Below are 19,790 nucleotides of genomic sequence, written 5' to 3' on the forward strand. Positions count from 1 at the left end.
TCGCTCAAATCCGCGCCGCGATGCCCCGCTGCGCACGCCGTTGGCTACATGCGTGAAATATCCGGGCTAAGCATCGAAGAGCAGTTGCTGACCAAAGAAAAAGAGCAGCTTGAGCAGCTCGAATTGCTGTTTGAGGCCGAGAAAACAGCCCTGGACATCCACCGTGGCACCTGGCAAGCCACTTTGAGCGTGGCCGATGCTGTTGCCAAGCTGCACAAAACCATTGCCGACGAAATCGCCCTGCGCAATGCGCCGCCAGAGGACGCAACCCAGCCGGACACTCCTGGCAGCAGCGGGGGCCATGTCGCAGGCCCAGGCAGCAGCAGCGGAGGCAGCTTGGAAGACTACAACGCCCGCGCAGGACTTGCAATCTTGGGCGACAGCGAAGCACTGGCGCAGCAGCGGGCTATTAAAGATGCCGCCAAATCATACGAAGGCACGGGTGACGTGGCCGGGCTGTGGAGCGCAATCACTGCCGCCGGTGGCAGTCAGTACGATTTAAAACAGCTCTACGGCTGGGACGTGGGCGACATCGACCGCGCCCTGCACAACGCAGGTGTGCCCGGCTTTGCCCAGGGCATCAACTTGGTGCCGCAAGACATGCTGGCCCGCATCCACCAGGGCGAGGCCATCGTGCCCCGCGCCTACAACCCATTTAACCCCCAGGCGGCCACCCCCTGGGGCGGCAGCCAGACCAGCCAAGGTGACCAGGCCAGCGCCGCCGCATTGCAACGAATCTACGAGCTGCTCTACAGCCTGGGCCGCCAGCAAGTGGAGCTGCTGCAAAGCATGGAGCGCCTGGCCCGCAAAGCCGACGCCATCGGCACCAAGCAGCGCATCGAGGAGGCTGTGCCATGAGCCAGACCATGAGCAGCAGCATGGGCTTTATCGAGCCACTGGCACTGGGCCTGGATCGCATCAGCACCAACGTGCCCGCAAGCGACCTGAGCGCCTGGGCCGCAGGCACCACCTACGCCCTGCATGACGAGATTATCGACAGCAGCGGCTACATCTGGCGCAGCCTGGACGACACCAACACCGGCCACGACCCCGCTCAATCGCCCGACAAATGGCAGCGCAGAGAGGCAGAAAACCGCCTGCGCATGTTCGATGGCCGCCTGGGCCAGGCCACGCAAAACCCCGACGCGATCATTGTCACCCTCACCCCCGGTCGCGTCGTCACCGACTTGTGGCTAACCGGCCTGCAAGCGGCCTGGGTGCATGTGCAGATGTGGGTGCCCGCCGCCGATGGCGCAGGGCCGAACGAGCTGGTGTACGACAGCGACATCATTCACATGCTGCAGCCCAGCGGCAACAGCTTCTGGGGCTACTTTTTTAACCCCCTCAAACGCCAGCGCAAGCTGCACCTGGGCGGCTTGCCCGCATACGTGCAGGCCCGCATCGAAATCGCCATCCACAACCCCGGCAGCACCGCTCAGTGCAGCGAATGCATCGCCGGTCGCAGCACCTGGCTGGGCGACACCCGCATCAGCCCCAGCTGGGGGTTTGACGACTTTGGCGTCAAAGGCCGCGACGAGTGGGGCGGCTGGCAAATCACCCCCGGCGCACCTTTTAGCGAACGCATCAAGCTGCAGCTGCTGGTGCGCGGCACTGACTATGAGCGCGTGCGCGACACCATCCTGGCCCAGCGCTCCCGCCCCGTAGTGTGGCTGGGGGCACAGGGCTACCAGGTGCTGACCGTGTACGGCTACGTCACCAGCTTTGAGCAAGTGCTGTTTGCGCACGGCTACTGCGATTGCAACCTCACCATTGAAGGACTAGAAAACCATGAGCTTGACTAACCCGCCCAGCGCACCGCCCGCTGCCCCGCCGGTGCCCAACCGACGCACTGATGGTCAAGCAGAGTTTGACACTAAGGCAGATGCTTACCTCAATTGGATGGTCACCTTCGCCGCCTGGCTGGGCGGCCTGCTGGACTGGCTAGGCAGCTTTGGCACCCACCTGCAGACCATGGTCAGCAGCGTAGAGGGCCACAAAAACGCCGCCCAAGCCGCAGCCGCCGCAGCCGAGACAAGTGCCCAAACTGCGGCGCTCATCGCCGGTGCCCAGCGCTGGCAGCCGGGCGACTATGCCCAGGGCGCGGTCGTCTGGTCGCCACTGTCGCTGCTCACATACCGCCGCGTGCCCGAGGGTGTGACGGCCAGCACCACCGACCCCGCGCTTGACCCCGGCGCGTGGCGCTTGAGCGGCTCGCCGCACAGCATGCCGGTGCAAGAGCTTTCTGGCCCCGGCCCGCACCAACTTGCCACAGGCATGCACTACCTGCTACTCACTGCAGACGTGGTGGCCGTCATGCCCGCCAGCGCTTTTGCACAAGAGCAGCTGCGCATTACCAACCTTAGCGGCCAAAGTGGCCCCCTGCTGCTGGCCAATGGCCAAAATTTCAGCGGCAAGGTCGGTGACTTACTGCTTGACAGCGCCCGCGCTGACAGGATGTTTATTTTTACTGATAGCCAAGGATGGGTTTAAAGCCATGACAATTTTAAATTTCACCGACTTGTACGGCGGCGGTGGTAAGTACTTAGCCATGCAGATGCCGTTTTTTGACAGCCGGGCGTGGCCAGTACCGCAAGACGGCATCATCATCATGCGGGCCCTGGGGGCCGGTGGCGGCGGCTCTTCTGGGGCCTCTGGACAAAATAATCAGACCGGCGGCTACAGCGGCAGCTGGGGGTGCAAAGCCCTGTCAGTGTCCAAGGGGACTGTGATAACTGTCGAGATCGGCGCGGGCGGCGTGTGGGTCAATAACGCGAGCGCGGGCGGTGGTAATACCGTCATCACTATCGGTACAGAGCAGTACATCGCCGCAGGTGGCCCTAATGGCAAATCTGGTGCCACCGGCCCCTTGCCCAATGGCCCCAGTCCTAGCGGCAATTGGGATTACGGTGCGGCATCTGTGCGCCCGGGCTGGGTGGGCAATATCCCAACCGGCGGCGCGGGGGTGGACATCTTTGCCCAAGGCAACAACGCCACAGCGTCAATCGGCGGTGCTGGCGGCGGGACGATGTACTCGATCGGGGTCGGAAGCAGCTACGGGGGTGGAGCCCTGCCAAGTGGTAAGTCGCTATTTGGTATGGATGGCGGCATTCCAGAATATCTATCGCTTGATGGTATGGGCTGGGGCATCAGCTTTTATGGAGGTCGTGGTGGCGATACGAGTGACGGGAGTGCCGGTTATGCAGGCCCCGGCGGAGGTGGAGCCTTCGCATCTTCATCGTCCGTAATAAACAATGGCGGCTACGGCGGCGGCGGCGGTGCGAGTACCGCGCCAAATAAAGCTGGTGGCATAGGCGGTCTGGGTGCCGGTGGTGGCGCGGCTGCGACGAACTCCAGCGGGGGGCGTGGCGGGCATGGCTACGCATTCATTCAATTTTTTACAAACATTGGGGGCTGATCTGTGAAAAATATCAACATCCTCGATGGCGCAGGCACCGTCATCAACACCATCCTCGCAACTGAGAATTTTGCCGAGCAGCACTATCCTGGCCACTGGCGCCTGGCAGAGCATCAGCCCGAGCCGCAAGAGCCGGTATCACAAGCGCCTGCTTCATGCACGCCCACCCAGGGGCTGATCGCTCTTTACACGCTCAAGCAGATCACTGAGCAGGACATCTTTACTGCGCTGGAGACCATCACTGATCCGGTGGCCCGTTACACAGCAAAAATCGGCTATCAGCGAGCAACGCAATGGGAGCGCCGCAGCGCGACGATGCAGCTCATGGCCCAGCTACTGGAGCTGTCTGAAGATGATCTGGACGCACTTTTTAGCTATGCGGTGGGGGTTTGCGTATGAAGCGGTATGCGCTCAATATCGCCATTAGCCTGGATCAGCTGGCCAACGCAGTGCTGCGCGGAGTCCCGGATGAGACCCTCTCCAGCCGCGCCCACAGGATGCGGCTCAAAGGCCACCGTTACTGGGGCTGGACAGCCACAGCGATCAATCTGCTTTTTTTCTGGGAAGCCGATCACTGCCGCGCGGCCTACGAATCCGAGCAGCGCCGCACCCAACTGCCGCGCAGTTTTAAATAAAAAAAGACGGGCGACCTGGGCAGGTGCTACGAACACCTGACCCAAACCTCCAACCCGCAGACCGCGCCTGCAAGTCAGACAAAGACCCGCCACCCTCGCGAGAGCGCGGGCAGTCTACCTAACTTTTAAAGGCTTTAAATGTCAGAGATTCGTTGCGGATCGTGCAACCGCAAATTGGGCGAGGGGGAATACATCCGCCTCTCCATCAAATGCCCCCGCTGTGGAGGCTTCAACAACTTTCGGGCATCGACCCCAATGCAGCACGCCCATGAGCGTCCCACTCTTGATAAGGACAATCATGGCTTCTTTAAAAACGAAACCTTTTCCAACCTTTGAGGCCGCCGCTGCGGATGCCCGGCCTTCCCTGGCCGGGCGCTTTCTGCTGCCGCCGTTTTCTCTGCTGGATGCCCGTCAGGGCTGGTGGCGTGAGCGCAAGGCGGCATGGCTGGCCAGCGGCATCCAGTCCGAGCTGGGCCGCAGCGACCAGTTGCTGTTTGCCGCATCGGCCCAACCGCCAGCGGTCTATGCAGCCAAGAACGCGCTGGAAGCGCAATTAGGCCGTAAGCTGACCTGGGACGAGTTTGCCCAAGCGCGTCCTGATCAGATCAGGCAGCAGGGCACCAGCGTGTTTGATCCGGTGCTGTGTGAGCTGGTTTATCGCTGGTTTTCTGCACCAGGACAGCAGGTGCTCGACCCATTTGCCGGAGGCTCCGTGCGCGGTATCGTGGCTGCGGCCACGGGCAGGCATTACGCCGGGGTGGACTTGCGCCAGGAGCAGATCGAGGCCAACCAGGCCCAATGGGCCTTGCTGGGCCAACCGGGTATGCCCGCGCCCCGCTGGGTACAGGGCGATGCGCTGCATGTGCGCCAGGCGCTGCCCGGCGTGCAGGCGGATTTGCTGTTTTCCTGCCCGCCCTATGGCAGCTTGGAACGCTACAGCGATGATGCGGCGGACTTGTCCACAATGCGCTACCCCCAGTTCTTGCACACCTACCGCCAGATCATCAAAGAAAGCGTGGCCCTACTGCGGCCAGACCGCTTTGCCTGCTTCGTAGTGGGCGACTTCCGCGATGCCAAGGGGCTGTGCCGGGGTTTCGTGGCCGACACCATTGCCGCCTTCCGCGATGCCGGGGCACGGCTTTACAACGAGGCCATCCTGGTGACCCCTGCCGGTTCGCTGCCCATCCGGGCGGGGCGGGCCTTTGAGGTTTCGCGCAAACTGGGCAAGACACACCAGCACGTCCTTGTCTTTGTCAAAGGCGACCCAAAGCGAGCCACCCAGGCGCTGGGCGAGGTGCGCTGATGCTGCCCAGGCCCATTGTGCAAACGCATGCCGGGGTACAGGTCGTGCGCGATGACCTGCTGCCCGGCGGCACAAAGATGCGGGCCATTGTGGCGCTGATGCAGCATGCCGGGGCCGGGACGGAGTTTGTGTATGCAAGTCCGGCCCAGGGCTATGCCCAGCTGGCCCTGGCGCACTGCGCCCGGATGCTGGGGCACCGGGCCACCGTATTCACCGCCGCCCGCAAGCAGCAGCATCCGCTGACGCTGGCCGCCGCGCAGGCCGGGGCCAAAGTGGTGCCGGTGTCCTGCGGCTATTTATCGGTAGTGCAGGCCCGTGCGCGGGCCTATGCCACCGAGCAAAGGGCACGGCTGGTATCTTTTGGCGCGGAGGATGCGCTGTGCATGCAGGCGATTGCCGCTGCAGCCCGCTCCACCGGCTTGGATCCTGCCGAGGTCTGGAGCGTGGCCGGTTCCGGCGTGCTGACGCGAGCACTGCAACAGGCATGGCCGCAGGCCCGGTTTGTAGCCGTCGTGGTCGGCAAGCAAGGCTGCGACACCGGCAGGGCGCGGCGCATCATTCACCCACTGCCATTTGAGCGGCACGCGAAAGTGCTGCCGCCTTTTCCCAGCGCTCCCGGCTACGATGCCAAAGCCTGGGAATACATCCGCGCCGAAGCAGCCCCCGGCGCGGTGTTCTGGAATGTGGGGGCATGATGCCGACATTCAGGCAAAGCGTTCACGCAAGGCAGCGTGGCCTGCCTGCTTGGCGGCTTCCGGGTCAATGCCGAGCTGCACCAGCCAGCGCGGATTGGTATAGGCCGTGCGAGCATCCAGGATGATGTTGCGATGCTTGTCCAGACGCGGAAAAGATGCCGCCAGCCGAATCGCCTCGGCCCAACGGCCTGCATCCATATGATCGCGGACAATGGATGCCTTGGAAGGTAGTTGTTGCTGCATGGTTCGGCTCCTTTAAAAAGTGGTCGGACTCTATGCAGGAGCCTTTAAAGGAGCGAGTCGGGGAGATTGCTGACTTGCCAGAAACGAACAAGCCGCCCTTGGGCGGCTTGTTTCATTAAAAGGTAGTGCCAAAGCGGATGCCAAAAAGCGCCAAAGACCGCGCCGATTAGCGCCAAAGGTTGCGCCGCGCCATTCAATCACCGCCAAAGACGCTGCCGCACGATGAAAAAAATGCGGTAGATCGCGTAGAATGCAATAACGATTCTCATTTGTATATTGGTTGAGGTTTATGCATCGCAAACTTTGGTGGCTTTTCGCGTGTCTTTGGTGTGCTGTGGCCGGTGTTGCTTCCGCCCAGGCGCAAGAGGTGTCGGGGCAATCGCGCCAGCTGTGGCAATTGCTGGAATATGTGGCCGTGGATTACGGCGGTGCCGTGGAAAACGGCGTGATTGCCAGCGAGGGCGAATACGCCGAAATGCTGGATTTCACCGCCACCGCCCAAAAGCAGATTGCGGCGCTGCCCGAGCATCCGCAGCGCGCGGCCCTGGCCCAGCAGATTGCCCAATTGCAGCAAGCGGTGCATGACAAAGCCGCTGCCGACCAGGTGGCCGAGCTGGCCCATGGGGCGGCGGCCAGCTTGGTGCAGGCCTACCCCTTCCCGATGGCACCCGCCTTTGTGCCCAATTTGACGCAAGGGGCCCAGCTGTACGCCCAGCAGTGCGCCAGTTGCCACGGGGCCAACGGCGATGGCAATGGCCCAGCGGCAGCGGGGCTGGAGCCACCGCCCATTGCCTTTACCGATAGCGAACGGGCCGATGCCCGCAGCTTGGCAGCGTTGTACCAAGTGATTTCGCAAGGGGTGGAAGGCACCTCCATGACCGACTACAGCCACCTGCCGGAAGAAGACCGCTGGGCGCTGGCCTTTTTTATCAGCACCTTGTCGTATGACGCGGCGTTAAAACAGCAAGGCCAGCAGCAGTGGCAGGCCGATACCGCCTTGCGCAACCACTTCAGTGAGATGGGGGCGCTGACCACCGCCACGCCTACCAGTATCGAAAAAGCCCTGCCCCAGGCCGATGGCCGCGCGGCGCTGGCCTATTTGCGGGCGCACCCCGAGGTGATCAACGCGGGCAAGCCCACCGGTACGGCCTTGTCGCGCCTGCGCATGCAAGAGAGCCTGGCCGCTTTGCACAGCGGTGACACGGCGGCGGCCATGCGCCTGGGTTTGTCGGCCTACCTCGATGGGTTTGAGCCGCTGGAGCCCGCCGTCGCGGCCCGTGACAAATCGCTGATGCTGGCTGTCGAGGCGGCCATGCTGCAGTACCGCGCAGCCATCAGCCGCCAGGATGTGGCCGGGGCACAGGCCGCCGCCCAGCAGCTGGAAGCGGCTTTGCAACAGGTCGATGCCCTGCTGCAAGACGGTGCCAATGACACCAAGGCCACGTTCCTGGGGGCGTTCACCATCTTGCTGCGCGAAGGCCTGGAAGCCCTGCTGATCGTGATTGGCACGGTGGCCCTGCTGCGCCGCGCCAACCGCCGCGATGCCCTGGGATATGTGCATGCGGGCTGGATCAGCGCCTTGGTGGCCGGCGGGCTGACCTGGGTGGCGGCCACGTATATGGTCGAGATCAGCGGTGCCAGCCGCGAATTGACCGAAGGCCTGGGCTCGATTTTTGCGGCGGTGATTTTGCTCAGTGTTGGTTTGTGGATGCACAGCAAGAGCAGCGCCGGGCGCTGGCAGGAGTATCTGGACAGCAAGCTCCAACACGCCCTGGGCAAGGGCTCGCTGTGGGGCTTGTTTACCCTGTCGTTTGTGGCCGTGTACCGCGAGGTGTTTGAAACCGTGCTGTTCTATACCGCGCTGGCCGCCGACGGGCATTACAACGCCTTGGCCGGGGGCGGCTTGGCCGCTGCTGTGGTGCTGGTCGTGCTGGCCTGGGTGCTGCTGAAAACCAGCGCCCGGATGCCGATTGGCAAATTCTTTAGTGCTACGTCCATTTTGGTGGGGGCGCTGGCCGTGGTGCTGATCGGCAAAGGTGCGGCGGCCTTGCAAGAGGCCGGTTGGCTCACGGCCACGCCGGTCGCTGGCCCGCGCCTGGAGTGGCTGGGCACCTACCCGACGGCCGAAACCTTGGCCGCCCAGGCGGTGATGCTGGTCATCGTGGTGGCCGGGTTTGGCTTTAACATGCTCAGCGCCCGTCGCCCCACTCCTGCCAAGGCGTAAATTTTTATCTAGCGCTTACCGCTGAATAGAAAAGGGTTTCAGGTATAAAACTGCCTGAAACCCTTTCTTTATAAGCGCAACACACTACTAAAGAAAGAGATTGTTCCAGCATGTTTACCGGCATTGTTCAGGTGGTTGCCACCATTGCGGCCATCCAAGAGCGCCCCGGCCTGCGCACCTTCACCCTGGCCTTTCCCGAAGGGTTTTGCCAAGACCTGGCCATTGGTGCCAGCGTGGCCACCGATGGCGTGTGCCTGACGGTGACCGACATCCTCTCCCCCACCCAGGCGCGTTTTGATGTGATGCAGCACAGCCTGGCGATCACCACCCTGGGCGGCTACCGCGTCGGCCAGCGGGTGAACGTGGAACGCGCGGCCAAAGAAGGCGCGGAGGTGGGCGGGCACATCCTCTCGGGCCACGTCGATGGCACGGCGCAGCTGCTGGACATTGCGCCAACCGAAACCAACTACAAAATTCGTTTTTCCTTGCCCCCCGCGTTGGCCCCGTATGTGTTTGCCAAAGGCTATATCGCCATCAACGGTGCCAGTCTCACCGTGGCCGAGGCCGACCGCCAGGCCGGCTGGTTTGACGTTTGGCTCATCCCCGAAACCCGCCGCGCCACCGTGTTTGAAGACAAGCGCGTGGGCGATGCCGTGAACATCGAAATCGAGCGCAGCACCCAGGTCATGGTCGATACCGTGCGCGACACCGTGGCCGCCAGCCTGGGGCGGCTGCGTCCCGTGCTGGAAGCGCTGCTGGCCGAAAAGGGGCTGAAGCTGGATGATTTCATCGATGCTCCACGGGCACCGTAGCCAAACACGAAATTCGTGCAACACGAAATTCGTGTAAACTGCGCCGCATGAAAAACCTCACCATTACCGTGGAAGACAGCGTGCTGGACTGGGCCCGCATTGAGGCGGCCCGCCGGGGCACCAGCGTCTCGCGCATGGTGGGCGACTTTATGGCCGAGATGCAGCAGCGCGAAGATGCCTATGAACGCGCTTACCTGGCTTGGCGCACCGATGAGCGCACCTGGCGCAGCGCTCCCCCGCAAGCTGCACAATTGGTAGCGCGTAGCGTAAGCCCAGTGCGTGAAAACGCCTTAAATGCCCCCAAATCCGGAGGGGCGGCATGACCCCGGTATTTGTCGATACCTCGGTGCTGATCGCGGCCGAAGACACCGGGGCGCAGGCCTTGTACGCCGCCTGCCTGGCCTGGCTGGATGCCCTGTGGCAGCACCGCAGCGGGCGCACCGGCAACCAGGCGCTGGTCGAGTTCTACGACCAGGTCGTGGCCGCCCCCCAGCCCATGCCGCGTGGCGATGCCCGCGCCGCCATGCGCCGCTACCAAACCTGGGCCCCCTGGAAAACCGATGCCGCCACGCTGGAGACGGCCTGGGCCATCGAGGCGCGGCACGCGCTGCCCTTTGGCGACTGCCTGGCCCTGGCCTGCGCCCAGCACAGCGGCTGCCCGGCCATGCTGAGTGTGGACCTGCCCCATGGTGCCGTGTACGGCGGAGTGCAGGTGCTGCACCCCTTGCGCTGCACGCCCCAAGAATTTGCAGAAGGAAGCCTATGACCACCGCCCCCGCCCTCACCCTCACCGCCCCTGTTACCGCTTTGCAGCGCATCCGCCCCGATGTGCGGGCCATGGCGGCCTACCACGTGCAGCCTGCCGCTGGGCTGCTCAAGATGGATGCCATGGAAAACCCCTTCACCCTGCCGCCAGCGTTGCAAGCGGCGCTGGGCCAGCGGCTGGGGGCCTTGGAGATCAACCGCTACCCCGGCGAGCGCATTGGGCTGCTGCAGCAGGCGCTGGCGCAGTATGTGGATGTGCCCGCCGGGTGCCAGCTGATGCTGGGCAATGGTTCGGACGAGCTGATCAGCCTGGTCAGCCTGGCCTGTGCCCAGCCGGGGGCCAAGGTGCTGGCACCGCTGCCGGGCTTTGTCATGTACGCCATGAGTGCGCAGCTGCAGGGCTTGGAATTTATTGGCGTTGATTTAACGGCCGATTTCGCCCTGGACGTGCCCGCCATGTGCGCCGCGATTGCCCAGCACCGCCCCGCCATCACTTATTTGGCCTACCCGAACAACCCCACGGCCACGCTGTGGCCGCAGGCCGATATGCAGGCCGTGATCGACGCAGCGGCCCAGGTCGGCGGCATCGTGGTGGTCGATGAGGCCTACCAGCCCTTTGCCAGCCGCACCTGGCTGGACAACCTGCGTGCCGAGCCACAGCGCAACGGCCATGTGTTGTTGATGCGCACGCTCTCTAAATTTGGCCTGGCCGGTGTGCGCCTGGGCTACCTGCTGGGGCCGCAGGCGCTGGTGGCCGAGATTGACAAAGTGCGCCCGCCCTACAACGTGAGCGTGTTGAACAGCGAAGCAGCCCTGTTCGCGCTAGAGCATGCAGATGTGTTTGCCGCCCAGGCGCAGGAGCTGTGTGCCCAGCGCACCGCCCTGGTGGCCGCCTTGCAGGCCATGGAGCAGGTGGAAAAAGTCTGGCCCTCTGAAGCGAATATGGTGCTGCTGCGCGTACCCGATGCCGCCCGCACCCAAGCGGCGATGAAGGCGCGGGGCGTGTTGGTGAAAAACGTCAGCGCCCTGCACCCGCTCTTGGCCAACTGCCTGCGCCTGACCGTGGGCAGCGCCGAAGAAAATACCCAGATGTTGGCCGTTTTACAGGAGTCCTTATGACCAGCAATGCCTTAGTCACCACCCAGCCCTCTACCGCCCGCACCGCCGAAGTGCAGCGCAACACCGCCGAAACCCGCGTACACGTGCGCGTGAATCTGGACGGCACCGGCCAGGCACGGCTCAATTCGGGCATTGGCTTTCTCGATCACATGCTTGACCAGATCGCCCGCCACGGCCTGATTGATTTGGAGGTGGAATGCGCTGGTGACCTGCACATTGACGGCCACCACACCGTCGAAGACATCGGCATCACCCTGGGCCAAGCCTTTGCCCAGGCCATTGGCGACAAAAAAGGCATCCGCCGCTACGGCCACGCCTACGTGCCGCTGGACGAAGCCTTGAGCCGGGTGGTGATTGATTTTTCCGGCCGCCCGGGGCTGGAGATGGACGTGCAATTTACCGCCGGCAGCATTGGCCAGCTCGACACCCAGCTGGTGTACGAATTTTTCCAGGGCTTTGTGAACCACGCGGGCGTGACGCTGCACATTGACAACCTCAAAGGCAAAAACGCCCACCACCAGTGCGAGACGATTTTCAAAGCCTTTGCCCGTGCCGTGCGCTTTGCGCTAGAGCACGATGAGCGCATGGCCGGGGTCATCCCCTCGACCAAAGGCGCTTTGTAAGCCATAAAACAAGAGCTGTTAGCGCTGATAAATCAACTGATTTAGCGACAAAGCAACTCGAAACTATTGATTTATAAGCGCAACCAGCTATGCAAACCATGAAAAACACCGTCGCCATTGTCGATTACGGCATGGGCAATCTGCGCTCCGTCTGGCAAGCCGTGCAGGCGGCCGCAGCCGACAGCAGCGTGCAGGTACAGGTCACGCACGACCCGGCCGTGGTGCATGCGGCCAGCCGCGTGGTGCTGCCCGGCCAAGGGGCCATGCGCGACTGCATGGCCGCGCTGCGCCACAGCGGCCTGGAAGAGGCCGTGCGCCAGGCCGCGGCCAGCAAACCGCTGTTTGGCGTGTGCGTAGGCATGCAAATGCTGCTGCAGCACAGCGAAGAGGGCGACACCCCCGCGCTGGGGCTGATCCCCGGCCAGGTGCGCCGCTTTGATCTGGCCGGCCAGCGCCAAGCCGACGGCAGCCGCTTCAAAGTGCCGCAAATGGGCTGGAACCAAGTCTGGCAGACCGCGCATGGCGGCCTGCGCCACCGGCTGTGGGATGGCGTGGCCGATGGCAGCTTTTTCTACTTTGTCCACAGCTACTACGCCCAGCCCACGCGGGCCGAGGATGGCGCGGCAACAACAGAGTACGGCTTAACGTTTACCAGCGCCGTGGCCCGCGCTAACATCTTTGCCACGCAATTTCACCCGGAAAAAAGCGCGGCCCAGGGCCTGCAGCTGTACCGCAACTTTCTGCACTGGCAGCCTTAAGCGCACGCTCTCATTCCCTTTCTCAACCTGGCACTTTTTCGCCACTTTTTGCACTTTAAACACCCATGTTGCTCATTCCTGCCATCGACCTGAAAGACGGCCAATGTGTACGCCTGAAACAAGGCGATATGGACCAATCCACCATTTTTGGTGACCCGGCCGAAATGGCCCGCCGCTGGCTCGATGCCGGGGCACGGCGCTTGCATTTGGTCGATTTGAATGGTGCCTTTGCCGGCCAGCCCAAGAATTTGGCGGCCATTAAGGCCATCTTGAAAGAGGTGGATGGCGAAATTCCGGTGCAACTGGGCGGCGGCATTCGCGATCTGGACACGATTGAGCGCTACGTCGATCTGGGCATGGACTACATCATCATCGGCACCGCCGCCGTGAAAAACCCCGGTTTTTTGCAAGATGCCTGCAGCGCTTTTGGCGGCCACATCATCGTTGGCCTGGATGCCAAAGACAGCAAAGTGGCCATCGACGGCTGGAGCAAGCTCACCGGCCAGGATGTCATCCCCACCGCCAAGCGCTTTGAAGATTGGGGCGTGGAATCCATCATCTACACCGACATTGGCCGCGACGGCATGCTCAGCGGCATCAACATCGAGGCCACCGTCAAACTCTCGCAGGCGGTGCGCATTCCCATCATCGCCTCGGGCGGCCTGGCCGGCATGGCCGACATCGAGGCCCTGTGCGCCGTGCAGGACGAGGGCATCGAAGGCGTGATCTGCGGCCGCGCCATCTACAGCGGCGACCTGGACTTTGCCGCCGCGCAAGAGCGCGCCGATGCGCTGACCGAATAAGCCGAAGAACCCTCTGCGCCACAGCGGCCAGCCATGCCTGGCCGCTGTGCTTTGCGCAATGAAAAAAAAGGATATGCCATGATTTTGGTCACTGGCGGCGCGGGCTACATCGGCTCGCACATGGGTGTGGCACTGGCCCAGGCGGGACAGCCGTATCTGGTGCTAGACAATTTCAGCAACAGCCAGCCCTCAGTGCTGGAGCGCATGGGGCAAATTACCGGGCAGCAGCCCCAATGCATCGAAGGCGATGTGCGCGATGCGGCTTTGCTGGCCGATATTTTTGCCCGCTTCCCGATTGAGGGCGTGATTCATTTCGCGGCGCTCAAGGCCGTGGGCGAATCGGTGGCGCAGCCACTGCGCTATTACGAAAACAATGTGGCGGGCACCGTCACCCTACTGCAAGCGATGCAGGCGGCCAATGTGCGCACACTGGTGTTTTCGTCTTCGGCCACGGTGTATGGCGACCCGGCCAGTTTGCCAATTCGTGAAGATTTTCCGCTGACCGCCACCAATCCTTACGGTTGGAGCAAGCTGATGATGGAGCAGGTGCTGGCCGATGTGGATGCCGCCGAGCCCGGCCAGTGGCGCATCGCCCGGCTGCGCTACTTCAACCCCGTCGGGGCGCATGAAAGCGGCCTGATCGGCGAAGACCCGCAAGGCCTGCCTAACAACCTGATGCCCTTTGTTGCCCAGGTGGCCGAAGGGCGGCGGGAGTTTTTGAGCGTATTCGGCGGCGATTACCCCACGCAGGACGGCACGGGCGAGCGCGACTACATCCACGTCTGCGATCTGGCCGAGGGGCATCTGGCGGCGCTGCGCTATTTACGCCAGCACCCGGGTCTGCTGACGGTGAACCTGGGTACCGGCCAGCCCACTTCGGTGTTGGCCATGGTGCGCGGTTTTGAGCAGGCCAGTGGCCGCCCCGTGCCCTACCAAATCATGCCGCGCCGCGCTGGCGATGTGGCTGCCTGCTGGGCCGATCCGAGCCGGGCCGAGCAGTTGCTGGGCTGGCGGGCGCAGCACGACATTGCGGCCATGTGCCGCGATGCCTGGCGCTGGCAAGATGGGGTGGCCCGCCAATTGCATGGCCAAGCCGCTGCGCAGAGGGTGTAAACGGGCTCTGAGCACCGGCTTGCGTGGTATCTTGCCCCGCAAGGTTTCTTTGTTTTATTTTTTTAAAGTGATAGCCCATGCTTGCCAAACGCATCATTCCCTGCCTGGACGTGACCGGTGGTCGCGTGGTCAAAGGGGTCAATTTCGTTGAACTGCGCGATGCCGGCGACCCGGTGGAAATTGCCGCCCGTTACAACAAGCAGGGGGCCGATGAGCTGACCTTTCTGGACATCACCGCCACCAGCGACGGGCGCGATCTGATCCTGCCCATCATTGAAGCCGTGGCCAGCCAGGTGTTCATTCCGCTCACCGTGGGCGGTGGGGTGCGCACGGTGGACGATGTGCGCCGCTTGCTTAACGCCGGGGCCGACAAAACCAGCTTTAACTCGGCGGCCATCAGCACGCCCGAAGTCATCAACGCCGCCAGCGACAAATACGGCAGCCAGTGCATTGTGGTGGCCATTGATGCCAAGCGCCGCACGCCGGAGGATGCCCAGCGCATCGGCCCCAATGGCCAGCCCGTGGGCGATGGCTGGGATGTGTTCAGCCATGGTGGGCGCAAAAACACGGGGCTGGATGCCGTGCGCTGGGCGGTGGAGATGGCCGAGCGCGGCGCGGGCGAAATTTTGCTGACCAGCATGGACCGCGATGGCACGAAAAGCGGCTTTGATCTGGCCCTGACCCGCGCGGTCAGCGATGCCGTGGGCGTGCCGGTGATTGCCTCGGGCGGCGTGGGCAATTTGCAGCACCTGGCCGATGGCGTGACCCAGGGCGGGGCCGATGCCGTGCTGGCCGCCAGCATCTTTCACTATGGCGAATTTACCGTGCGCCAGGCCAAAGAATTCATGCGCGAGCGCGGCATTGCGGTGCGCTTGTAATCGTTAAAACCAGAGCTGTTTGCGCTGATATATATTGAGTTTTTGATGCTTTAGGCCCTGAAATTCAATCAATACCAGCGCAACAAGCTATTTAAATAAAGAGTTGTTATGGATTGGCTGGAACAATTGCGTTGGGATGAGAAGGGTTTGATCCCCGTGATCGCGCAGGAAAAAGACACGGGCGATGTGCTCATGTTCGCCTGGATGAACCGCGAAGCGCTGCAAAAAACGGCCGAGCTGGGGCGTGCTGTGTACTTCAGCCGCTCGCGCGGCAAGCTGTGGTTCAAGGGCGAAGAATCGGGCCACGTGCAAACGGTGCACGAAATTCGCGTGGATTGCGACCAGGATGTGGTGCTGCTGAAAATCACCCAAACCGGGCACCACCCCGGCATTGCCTGCCACACGGGCCGCCATTCCTGCTTTTTTAGCCTGCTGCGCGATGGCCAGTGGCAAGCGATCGATCCGGTCTTGAAAGACCCGGCCAGCATCTATAAATAAAGCCCATGACCCAAGAAAACACCCTGGCCGCTTTGGCCGCAGTCATTGAAAGCCGCAAACCCACCAATGGCGGCAACCCCGAAACCAGCTACGTGGCCCGCCTGTTGGCCAAGGGCTCGGACAGCTTTTTGAAAAAAATCGGCGAAGAAGCCACCGAAGTGGTCATGGCGGCCAAAGATGTGGACTACGGCGCGGACAAAGACAAGCTGGTGTACGAAGTGGCCGACCTGTGGTTTCACAGCATGGTCATGCTGGCGCACTACGGCCTATCGGCCCAAGATGTGCTGCGCGAACTGGCACGGCGCGAAGGCCTGAGCGGGCTGGTCGAAAAAGCCCAGCGCAGCGATTCCTGAACAGCAAAGGAGCGAGGATGAACCAAGACCAAGACATCTGGATGCGCGTGGGCGGCAGCGACAAGACCGAACAGCAAATCGCCAATCTGCGCCAGCTGACGCTGATTTTGTACATCCTCTACGCCTCGTGCTGGATTTTGGGTGGGCTGCCGGCCATCGTGGCCATCGTCATCAACTACATCAAGCGCGAAGATGCGGCGGGCACCCTCTACGAAAGCCACTTCGCCTGGCAGATCCGCAGCTTTTGGTGGGGGCTTGCCTGGGCGGTGGTGGGCACGATCACGGCCATCATCGGGATTGGCTTTCTTATTTTGGGTGCGCTCGTCATTTGGCTGATTTACCGCATGGTCAAGGGATTACTATTCTGGAATGACCACAAACCCATGCCCCTCTGAGGTTCGCCACCTCAACCTCGCCTTGCAAGGCGGGGGCTCGCACGGCGCGTTTACCTGGGGCGTGCTTGATGCATTGCTGGAAGATGGGCGCATCGAATTTCCCGGCCTCAGCGGCACCAGCGCTGGCGCGATGAATGCGGTGGCCTTGGCCCACGGCTTTGCCAGCGCTGCGCTGGAGTTTCCCCAGCATGCCAAATCCCGCCACAAAGCGGCCCGCGAGCGCGCGCGCGCGGCTTTGCGCGAGCTGTGGGAAGGGGTGGGCACGATGGGCTTTTTTACCGCCAGCATGGCCAACAATCCTTTGCTGGGGCTGATGAGCCAGTTCCTCTCCCCCTACCAAACCAATCCGCTGGACATCAACCCCTTGCGCATGCTGCTGCAGCGCACCGTCGATTTTCAGCAGCTGCACGCCGCCGCAGGCTTGGCCGACATGCCCAAAATCTTTGTCTGCGCCACCAATGTGCGCACCGGCCAAGGCGAGATTTTTACCGCCCAGCGCATCTCGACCGATGCCATCATGGCCTCGGCCTGCCTGCCGCAGCTGTACAAAGCGGTGGAGGTGGAGGGCGAGTACTACTGGGATGGCGGCTTTTCCGGCAACCCCGCGCTCTACCCCCTGATTTACCAAACGGCCTGCGCCGATATGCTGCTGGTGCAAATCAACCCGGTGCAGCAAACCACCCTGCCCAGCACCGCCGCCGAGATTGCCGAGCGCGTCAATGAGGTCACCTTCAACGCCAGCTTGCTGGGCGAGTTGCGGGCGATTGACTTTGTGCGCCGCCTGCTGGCCGAAGGCAAGCTGGACCCCAAGCGCTACAAAAACGTGCTGCTGCACCGCATTGATGGCGGTGCTGCCTTGAGTGAACTGGGCGCGACCAGCAAAGCCCGCTCGGATTTAAGCTTTATCCTGCGCCTGTTTGAGCAGGGGCGGGTGCAAGGCCAGCGTTGGTTGCACACCCATTTTGGGGATATTGGTGTGCGCCAAACCCTGCAAATCGTCGATCACTGTTGATTTTTGTTGAAAATTTTGAATGCCATGATTGAAACTGCCTCTGCTTTAAGCCATGCCCACGATGACAATTGCATCTTTTGCAAAATCGCTGCAGGCCACATCCCCAGCCGCAAAGTGTATGAAGACGAAGCGCTGCTGGCCTTTCACGACATCGCCCCGTGGGCCCCGGTGCATTTTCTGATCATCCCCAAGCGCCACATCGCTTCGCTGGCGCACACCCAGCCAGCCGATGCCGCTTTGCTGGGTCGCATCCTCACCCTTGCGCCCCAGCTGGCGGCGCAAGAGGGCTGCAACCCCTATCCTGCCGGGGGCTTTCGGGTGCAGATCAATACCGGGGAAGAGGGCGGGCAAGAGGTGCACCATTTGCACGTGCACGTGATCGGCGGGCCGCGCCCGTGGAAGAAATAAGCGGTTTTCCTTGATGGGGAGCAGTCCGGGCACGTTGGGATCCCCCAGCCCCCGACTACAATGCGCAACGTTTGCTAGGAGGTATCTTTCATGGGTTCTTTTTCGATTTGGCACTGGGTCGTTGTTTTACTGATCGTTGTGCTGGTTTTTGGCACCAAAAAGCTGAAAAACATTGGCCAAGATTTGGGTGGTGCCGTCAAAGGCTTCAAAGAAGGCATGAAGGACGGCTCCGAGGGCGATAACCCTGCCGCTCCTGCCCAGGCTGGCCAAGTTGCGCACCAAGACAGCGCAGCAAAAACCACCATTGATGTTGAAGCCAAGCAAAAAAGCTAATGCGCAGCCCCCTCGGTTGCCGCGCATTGCCAAGCTGCGGGCAAGGTTACAGCCATGCTTGATTTAGGCCTGTCCAAAATGGCGCTGATCGGCGCGGTAGCGCTGATCGTGATTGGCCCCGAAAAACTGCCGCGTGTGGCCCGCACCGTGGGCTCGCTTTTGGGCCGGGCGCAGCGCTACGTGGCCGATGTCAAGGCCGAAGTCAATCGCTCGATGGAGCTCGATGAGCTGCGCAAGATGAAAGAGTCGGTCGAAGCGGCCGCCCGCGACGTGCAGACCTCGGTGCAATCGACCACTGCAGCGCTGGAGAAAGACTTCAGCAGCGTCAGCAACGAGCTCAAAAGCCTAGAGCAGCAGCACAGCAGCACCAGCGATGAAGCCCCGTGGCGCAGCCCCTACGATGCCGCCAGCCAAGTGGTGCCAAGCTACCAGCACCCAGGCAAAAATTTTCGACTCAAGCGCAGCGCCGTGCCGCGCTGGTACAAATCGCGCCAGGGTGTGCGCACCCATGTGCAATCGGGCGCGGCCCGCGTGGCGCGGTTTCGCCCCAAAAAGCGCTAAGCGTTTGCCGCTTGAGCGCCTGTTAAAGAACCAATGTCCCCTACACCTTCCCCTGAAGATGAGCTGTCCGGTACCGAGCAGCCGTTTGTTCAGCACCTGATTGAGCTGCGTGACCGCTTGCTCTACAGCGTCTATGGCATTGCGCTGGCCGTGATTGCGCTGGCCATTTGGCCTGGCCCCAATGGGCTGATTGACCTGATTGCCCAGCCCATCCGGGCGCACATGCCGCCCGATGCCAAGCTGATTGCCGTGGGCGTGTTCTCGCCGTTTTTTGTGCCGCTCAAAGTGCTGATGATGGTCGGCGTGCTGGCCGTGCTGCCGTGGATCATGTACCAGCTGTGGGCCTTTGTGGCTCCGGGGCTGTACAGCCACGAAAAGCGCTTTGCCATGCCGCTGATTATTTTTGGTAGCTTGCTGGCCTATCTGGGCATCGCTTTTGTGCAGTTTTTTGTGCTGGACAAAATGTTTGCCTTCATCCAAGGCTTTACCCCGGCCAGTGTGGCCGCCACGCCCGATATCGCCTCGTACGTTGAGGCGATTTTGTCGCTGTATTTGGCCTTTGGTCTGGCGTTTCAGGTGCCGATTGTGGTGATGCTGCTGGTGCGGTTTGGGATTGTGGACATTGTCAAACTGAAAAACTTTCGCGGCTATTTCATCGTGGTGGCGTTCATCATTGCCGCCGTGGTTACCCCGCCGGATGTGATTTCGCAATTGGCCTTGGCTGTGCCCATGTGCTTGCTTTACGAGGTGGGGATTTTGGGGGCCAGCTGGTTTGCCAAGAAAAAACCGGCGGAAGACGATGCCCAGCAAGATGCCTAAACCAGCATTTGCATAGCTTCTACCG

Annotated in this window: 27 protein-coding genes and 1 pseudogene; 27 read left to right on the forward strand and 1 reads right to left on the reverse strand. The window is 62.0% G+C overall.

Annotated elements, in window-relative coordinates; genetic code table 11:
* The 9 genes and pseudogenes from ACFO24_RS11370 to ACFO24_RS11410 form a co-directional block, all read left to right on the forward strand.
* A pseudogene (locus ACFO24_RS11370) lies at nt 1–858 on the forward strand (hypothetical protein); the annotation flags it as partial.
* A complete protein-coding gene (locus ACFO24_RS11375; protein WP_377738450.1) occupies nt 855–1,802 on the forward strand; it encodes a hypothetical protein in 948 nt (315 codons plus the stop codon). The pseudogene ACFO24_RS11370 and the gene ACFO24_RS11375, both read left to right, overlap by 4 nt.
* Nucleotides 1,789–2,490, forward strand: a complete 702-nt coding sequence (locus ACFO24_RS11380) for a hypothetical protein (protein ID WP_377738451.1) — start codon at nt 1,789–1,791, stop codon at nt 2,488–2,490. Before ACFO24_RS11375 ends, ACFO24_RS11380 begins: the two co-directional genes overlap by 14 nt.
* A 4-nt stretch (nt 2,491–2,494) precedes the next feature.
* Entirely contained in the window at nt 2,495–3,415 is a 921-nt protein-coding gene (locus ACFO24_RS11385; RefSeq protein ID WP_377738452.1) for a hypothetical protein, read from the forward strand.
* Nucleotides 3,416–3,418: 3 nt separating this feature from the next.
* Nucleotides 3,419–3,814, forward strand: coding sequence for a hypothetical protein (locus ACFO24_RS11390; protein WP_377738453.1), 396 nt, complete (start codon nt 3,419–3,421; stop codon nt 3,812–3,814).
* Complete coding sequence (locus ACFO24_RS11395) at nt 3,811–4,050, forward strand: hypothetical protein (protein ID WP_377738454.1); 240 nt, start codon at nt 3,811–3,813, stop codon at nt 4,048–4,050. Before ACFO24_RS11390 ends, ACFO24_RS11395 begins: the two co-directional genes overlap by 4 nt.
* Nucleotides 4,051–4,188: 138 nt before the next feature.
* On the forward strand, nt 4,189–4,386 hold the full coding sequence (locus tag ACFO24_RS11400; protein ID WP_377738455.1) for a Com family DNA-binding transcriptional regulator: 198 nt from the start codon (nt 4,189–4,191) through the stop codon (nt 4,384–4,386).
* The gene (locus tag ACFO24_RS11405; RefSeq protein ID WP_377738456.1) at nt 4,349–5,353 is read left to right on the forward strand and encodes a hypothetical protein; all 1,005 of its coding nucleotides are present in this window, start codon (nt 4,349–4,351) and stop codon (nt 5,351–5,353) included. The genes ACFO24_RS11400 and ACFO24_RS11405 overlap by 38 nt, the downstream gene beginning before the upstream one ends.
* Complete coding sequence (locus ACFO24_RS11410; RefSeq protein ID WP_377738457.1) at nt 5,353–6,048, forward strand: hypothetical protein; 696 nt, start codon at nt 5,353–5,355, stop codon at nt 6,046–6,048. The genes ACFO24_RS11405 and ACFO24_RS11410 overlap by 1 nt, the downstream gene beginning before the upstream one ends.
* A 9-nt stretch (nt 6,049–6,057) precedes the next feature.
* Here the strand turns inward: ACFO24_RS11410 and ACFO24_RS11415 are convergent, their stop codons facing one another.
* Entirely contained in the window at nt 6,058–6,291 is a 234-nt protein-coding gene (locus tag ACFO24_RS11415) for a hypothetical protein (protein ID WP_377738458.1), read from the reverse strand.
* Nucleotides 6,292–6,580: 289 nt separating this feature from the next.
* Here ACFO24_RS11415 and ACFO24_RS11420 point away from each other — a divergent pair, with 289 nt between their 5' ends.
* The 18 genes from ACFO24_RS11420 to tatC all read left to right on the forward strand — a co-directional run bounded on the left by ACFO24_RS11420 (nt 6,581) and on the right by tatC (nt 19,765).
* On the forward strand, nt 6,581–8,515 hold the full coding sequence (locus ACFO24_RS11420; protein ID WP_377738459.1) for an FTR1 family protein: 1,935 nt from the start codon (nt 6,581–6,583) through the stop codon (nt 8,513–8,515).
* A gap of 110 nt (nt 8,516–8,625) precedes the next feature.
* Nucleotides 8,626–9,327, forward strand: a complete 702-nt coding sequence (locus ACFO24_RS11425; protein WP_377738460.1) for a riboflavin synthase subunit alpha — start codon at nt 8,626–8,628, stop codon at nt 9,325–9,327.
* A 47-nt stretch (nt 9,328–9,374) separates the two neighbouring features.
* Entirely contained in the window at nt 9,375–9,650 is a 276-nt protein-coding gene (locus ACFO24_RS11430) for a hypothetical protein (RefSeq protein ID WP_377738462.1), read from the forward strand.
* Nucleotides 9,647–10,093, forward strand: coding sequence for a PIN domain-containing protein (locus ACFO24_RS11435; protein WP_207576256.1), 447 nt, complete (start codon nt 9,647–9,649; stop codon nt 10,091–10,093). Before ACFO24_RS11430 ends, ACFO24_RS11435 begins: the two co-directional genes overlap by 4 nt.
* Nucleotides 10,090–11,211 carry a histidinol-phosphate transaminase gene (gene hisC / locus ACFO24_RS11440; protein WP_377738463.1) on the forward strand — a complete coding sequence of 374 codons (1,122 nt, stop codon included), beginning with the start codon at nt 10,090–10,092 and terminating at the stop codon, nt 11,209–11,211. The genes ACFO24_RS11435 and hisC overlap by 4 nt, the downstream gene beginning before the upstream one ends.
* On the forward strand, nt 11,208–11,834 hold the full coding sequence (gene hisB, locus ACFO24_RS11445; RefSeq protein ID WP_377738464.1) for an imidazoleglycerol-phosphate dehydratase HisB: 627 nt from the start codon (nt 11,208–11,210) through the stop codon (nt 11,832–11,834). Before hisC ends, hisB begins: the two co-directional genes overlap by 4 nt.
* A gap of 89 nt (nt 11,835–11,923) precedes the next feature.
* Entirely contained in the window at nt 11,924–12,592 is a 669-nt protein-coding gene (hisH, locus tag ACFO24_RS11450; RefSeq protein WP_377738465.1) for an imidazole glycerol phosphate synthase subunit HisH, read from the forward strand.
* Nucleotides 12,593–12,657: 65 nt separating this feature from the next.
* A complete protein-coding gene (gene hisA / locus ACFO24_RS11455; protein ID WP_377738466.1) occupies nt 12,658–13,395 on the forward strand; it encodes a 1-(5-phosphoribosyl)-5-[(5-phosphoribosylamino)methylideneamino]imidazole-4-carboxamide isomerase in 738 nt (245 codons plus the stop codon).
* 78 nt (nt 13,396–13,473) lie between these two features.
* Nucleotides 13,474–14,508 carry a UDP-glucose 4-epimerase GalE gene (gene galE / locus ACFO24_RS11460; RefSeq protein ID WP_377738467.1) on the forward strand — a complete coding sequence of 345 codons (1,035 nt, stop codon included), beginning with the start codon at nt 13,474–13,476 and terminating at the stop codon, nt 14,506–14,508.
* 77 nt (nt 14,509–14,585) lie between these two features.
* Complete coding sequence (gene hisF, locus ACFO24_RS11465) at nt 14,586–15,386, forward strand: imidazole glycerol phosphate synthase subunit HisF (protein ID WP_377738468.1); 801 nt, start codon at nt 14,586–14,588, stop codon at nt 15,384–15,386.
* 108 nt (nt 15,387–15,494) lie between these two features.
* Complete coding sequence (gene hisI, locus ACFO24_RS11470) at nt 15,495–15,884, forward strand: phosphoribosyl-AMP cyclohydrolase (RefSeq protein WP_377738469.1); 390 nt, start codon at nt 15,495–15,497, stop codon at nt 15,882–15,884.
* A 5-nt stretch (nt 15,885–15,889) separates the two neighbouring features.
* On the forward strand, nt 15,890–16,237 hold the full coding sequence (locus ACFO24_RS11475; RefSeq protein WP_207576249.1) for a phosphoribosyl-ATP diphosphatase: 348 nt from the start codon (nt 15,890–15,892) through the stop codon (nt 16,235–16,237).
* 17 nt (nt 16,238–16,254) lie between these two features.
* The gene (locus tag ACFO24_RS11480; RefSeq protein WP_377738470.1) at nt 16,255–16,632 is read left to right on the forward strand and encodes a DUF4870 family protein; all 378 of its coding nucleotides are present in this window, start codon (nt 16,255–16,257) and stop codon (nt 16,630–16,632) included.
* On the forward strand, nt 16,607–17,644 hold the full coding sequence (locus ACFO24_RS11485; protein ID WP_377738471.1) for a patatin-like phospholipase family protein: 1,038 nt from the start codon (nt 16,607–16,609) through the stop codon (nt 17,642–17,644). Before ACFO24_RS11480 ends, ACFO24_RS11485 begins: the two co-directional genes overlap by 26 nt.
* A gap of 24 nt (nt 17,645–17,668) precedes the next feature.
* The gene (locus tag ACFO24_RS11490) at nt 17,669–18,052 is read left to right on the forward strand and encodes a histidine triad nucleotide-binding protein (protein WP_377738472.1); all 384 of its coding nucleotides are present in this window, start codon (nt 17,669–17,671) and stop codon (nt 18,050–18,052) included.
* Between the two features lie 90 nt (nt 18,053–18,142).
* A complete protein-coding gene (gene tatA / locus ACFO24_RS11495) occupies nt 18,143–18,385 on the forward strand; it encodes a Sec-independent protein translocase subunit TatA (RefSeq protein WP_207576000.1) in 243 nt (80 codons plus the stop codon).
* A gap of 54 nt (nt 18,386–18,439) precedes the next feature.
* Nucleotides 18,440–18,946, forward strand: a complete 507-nt coding sequence (gene tatB / locus ACFO24_RS11500; protein ID WP_377738473.1) for a Sec-independent protein translocase protein TatB — start codon at nt 18,440–18,442, stop codon at nt 18,944–18,946.
* Nucleotides 18,947–18,979: 33 nt separating this feature from the next.
* Entirely contained in the window at nt 18,980–19,765 is a 786-nt protein-coding gene (gene tatC / locus ACFO24_RS11505) for a twin-arginine translocase subunit TatC (protein ID WP_377738475.1), read from the forward strand.
* Nucleotides 19,766–19,790: the final 25 nt, after the last annotated feature.

This window comes from Comamonas denitrificans (assembly GCF_042654745.1).
GTDB lineage: Bacteria > Pseudomonadota > Gammaproteobacteria > Burkholderiales > Burkholderiaceae_C > Comamonas > Comamonas denitrificans.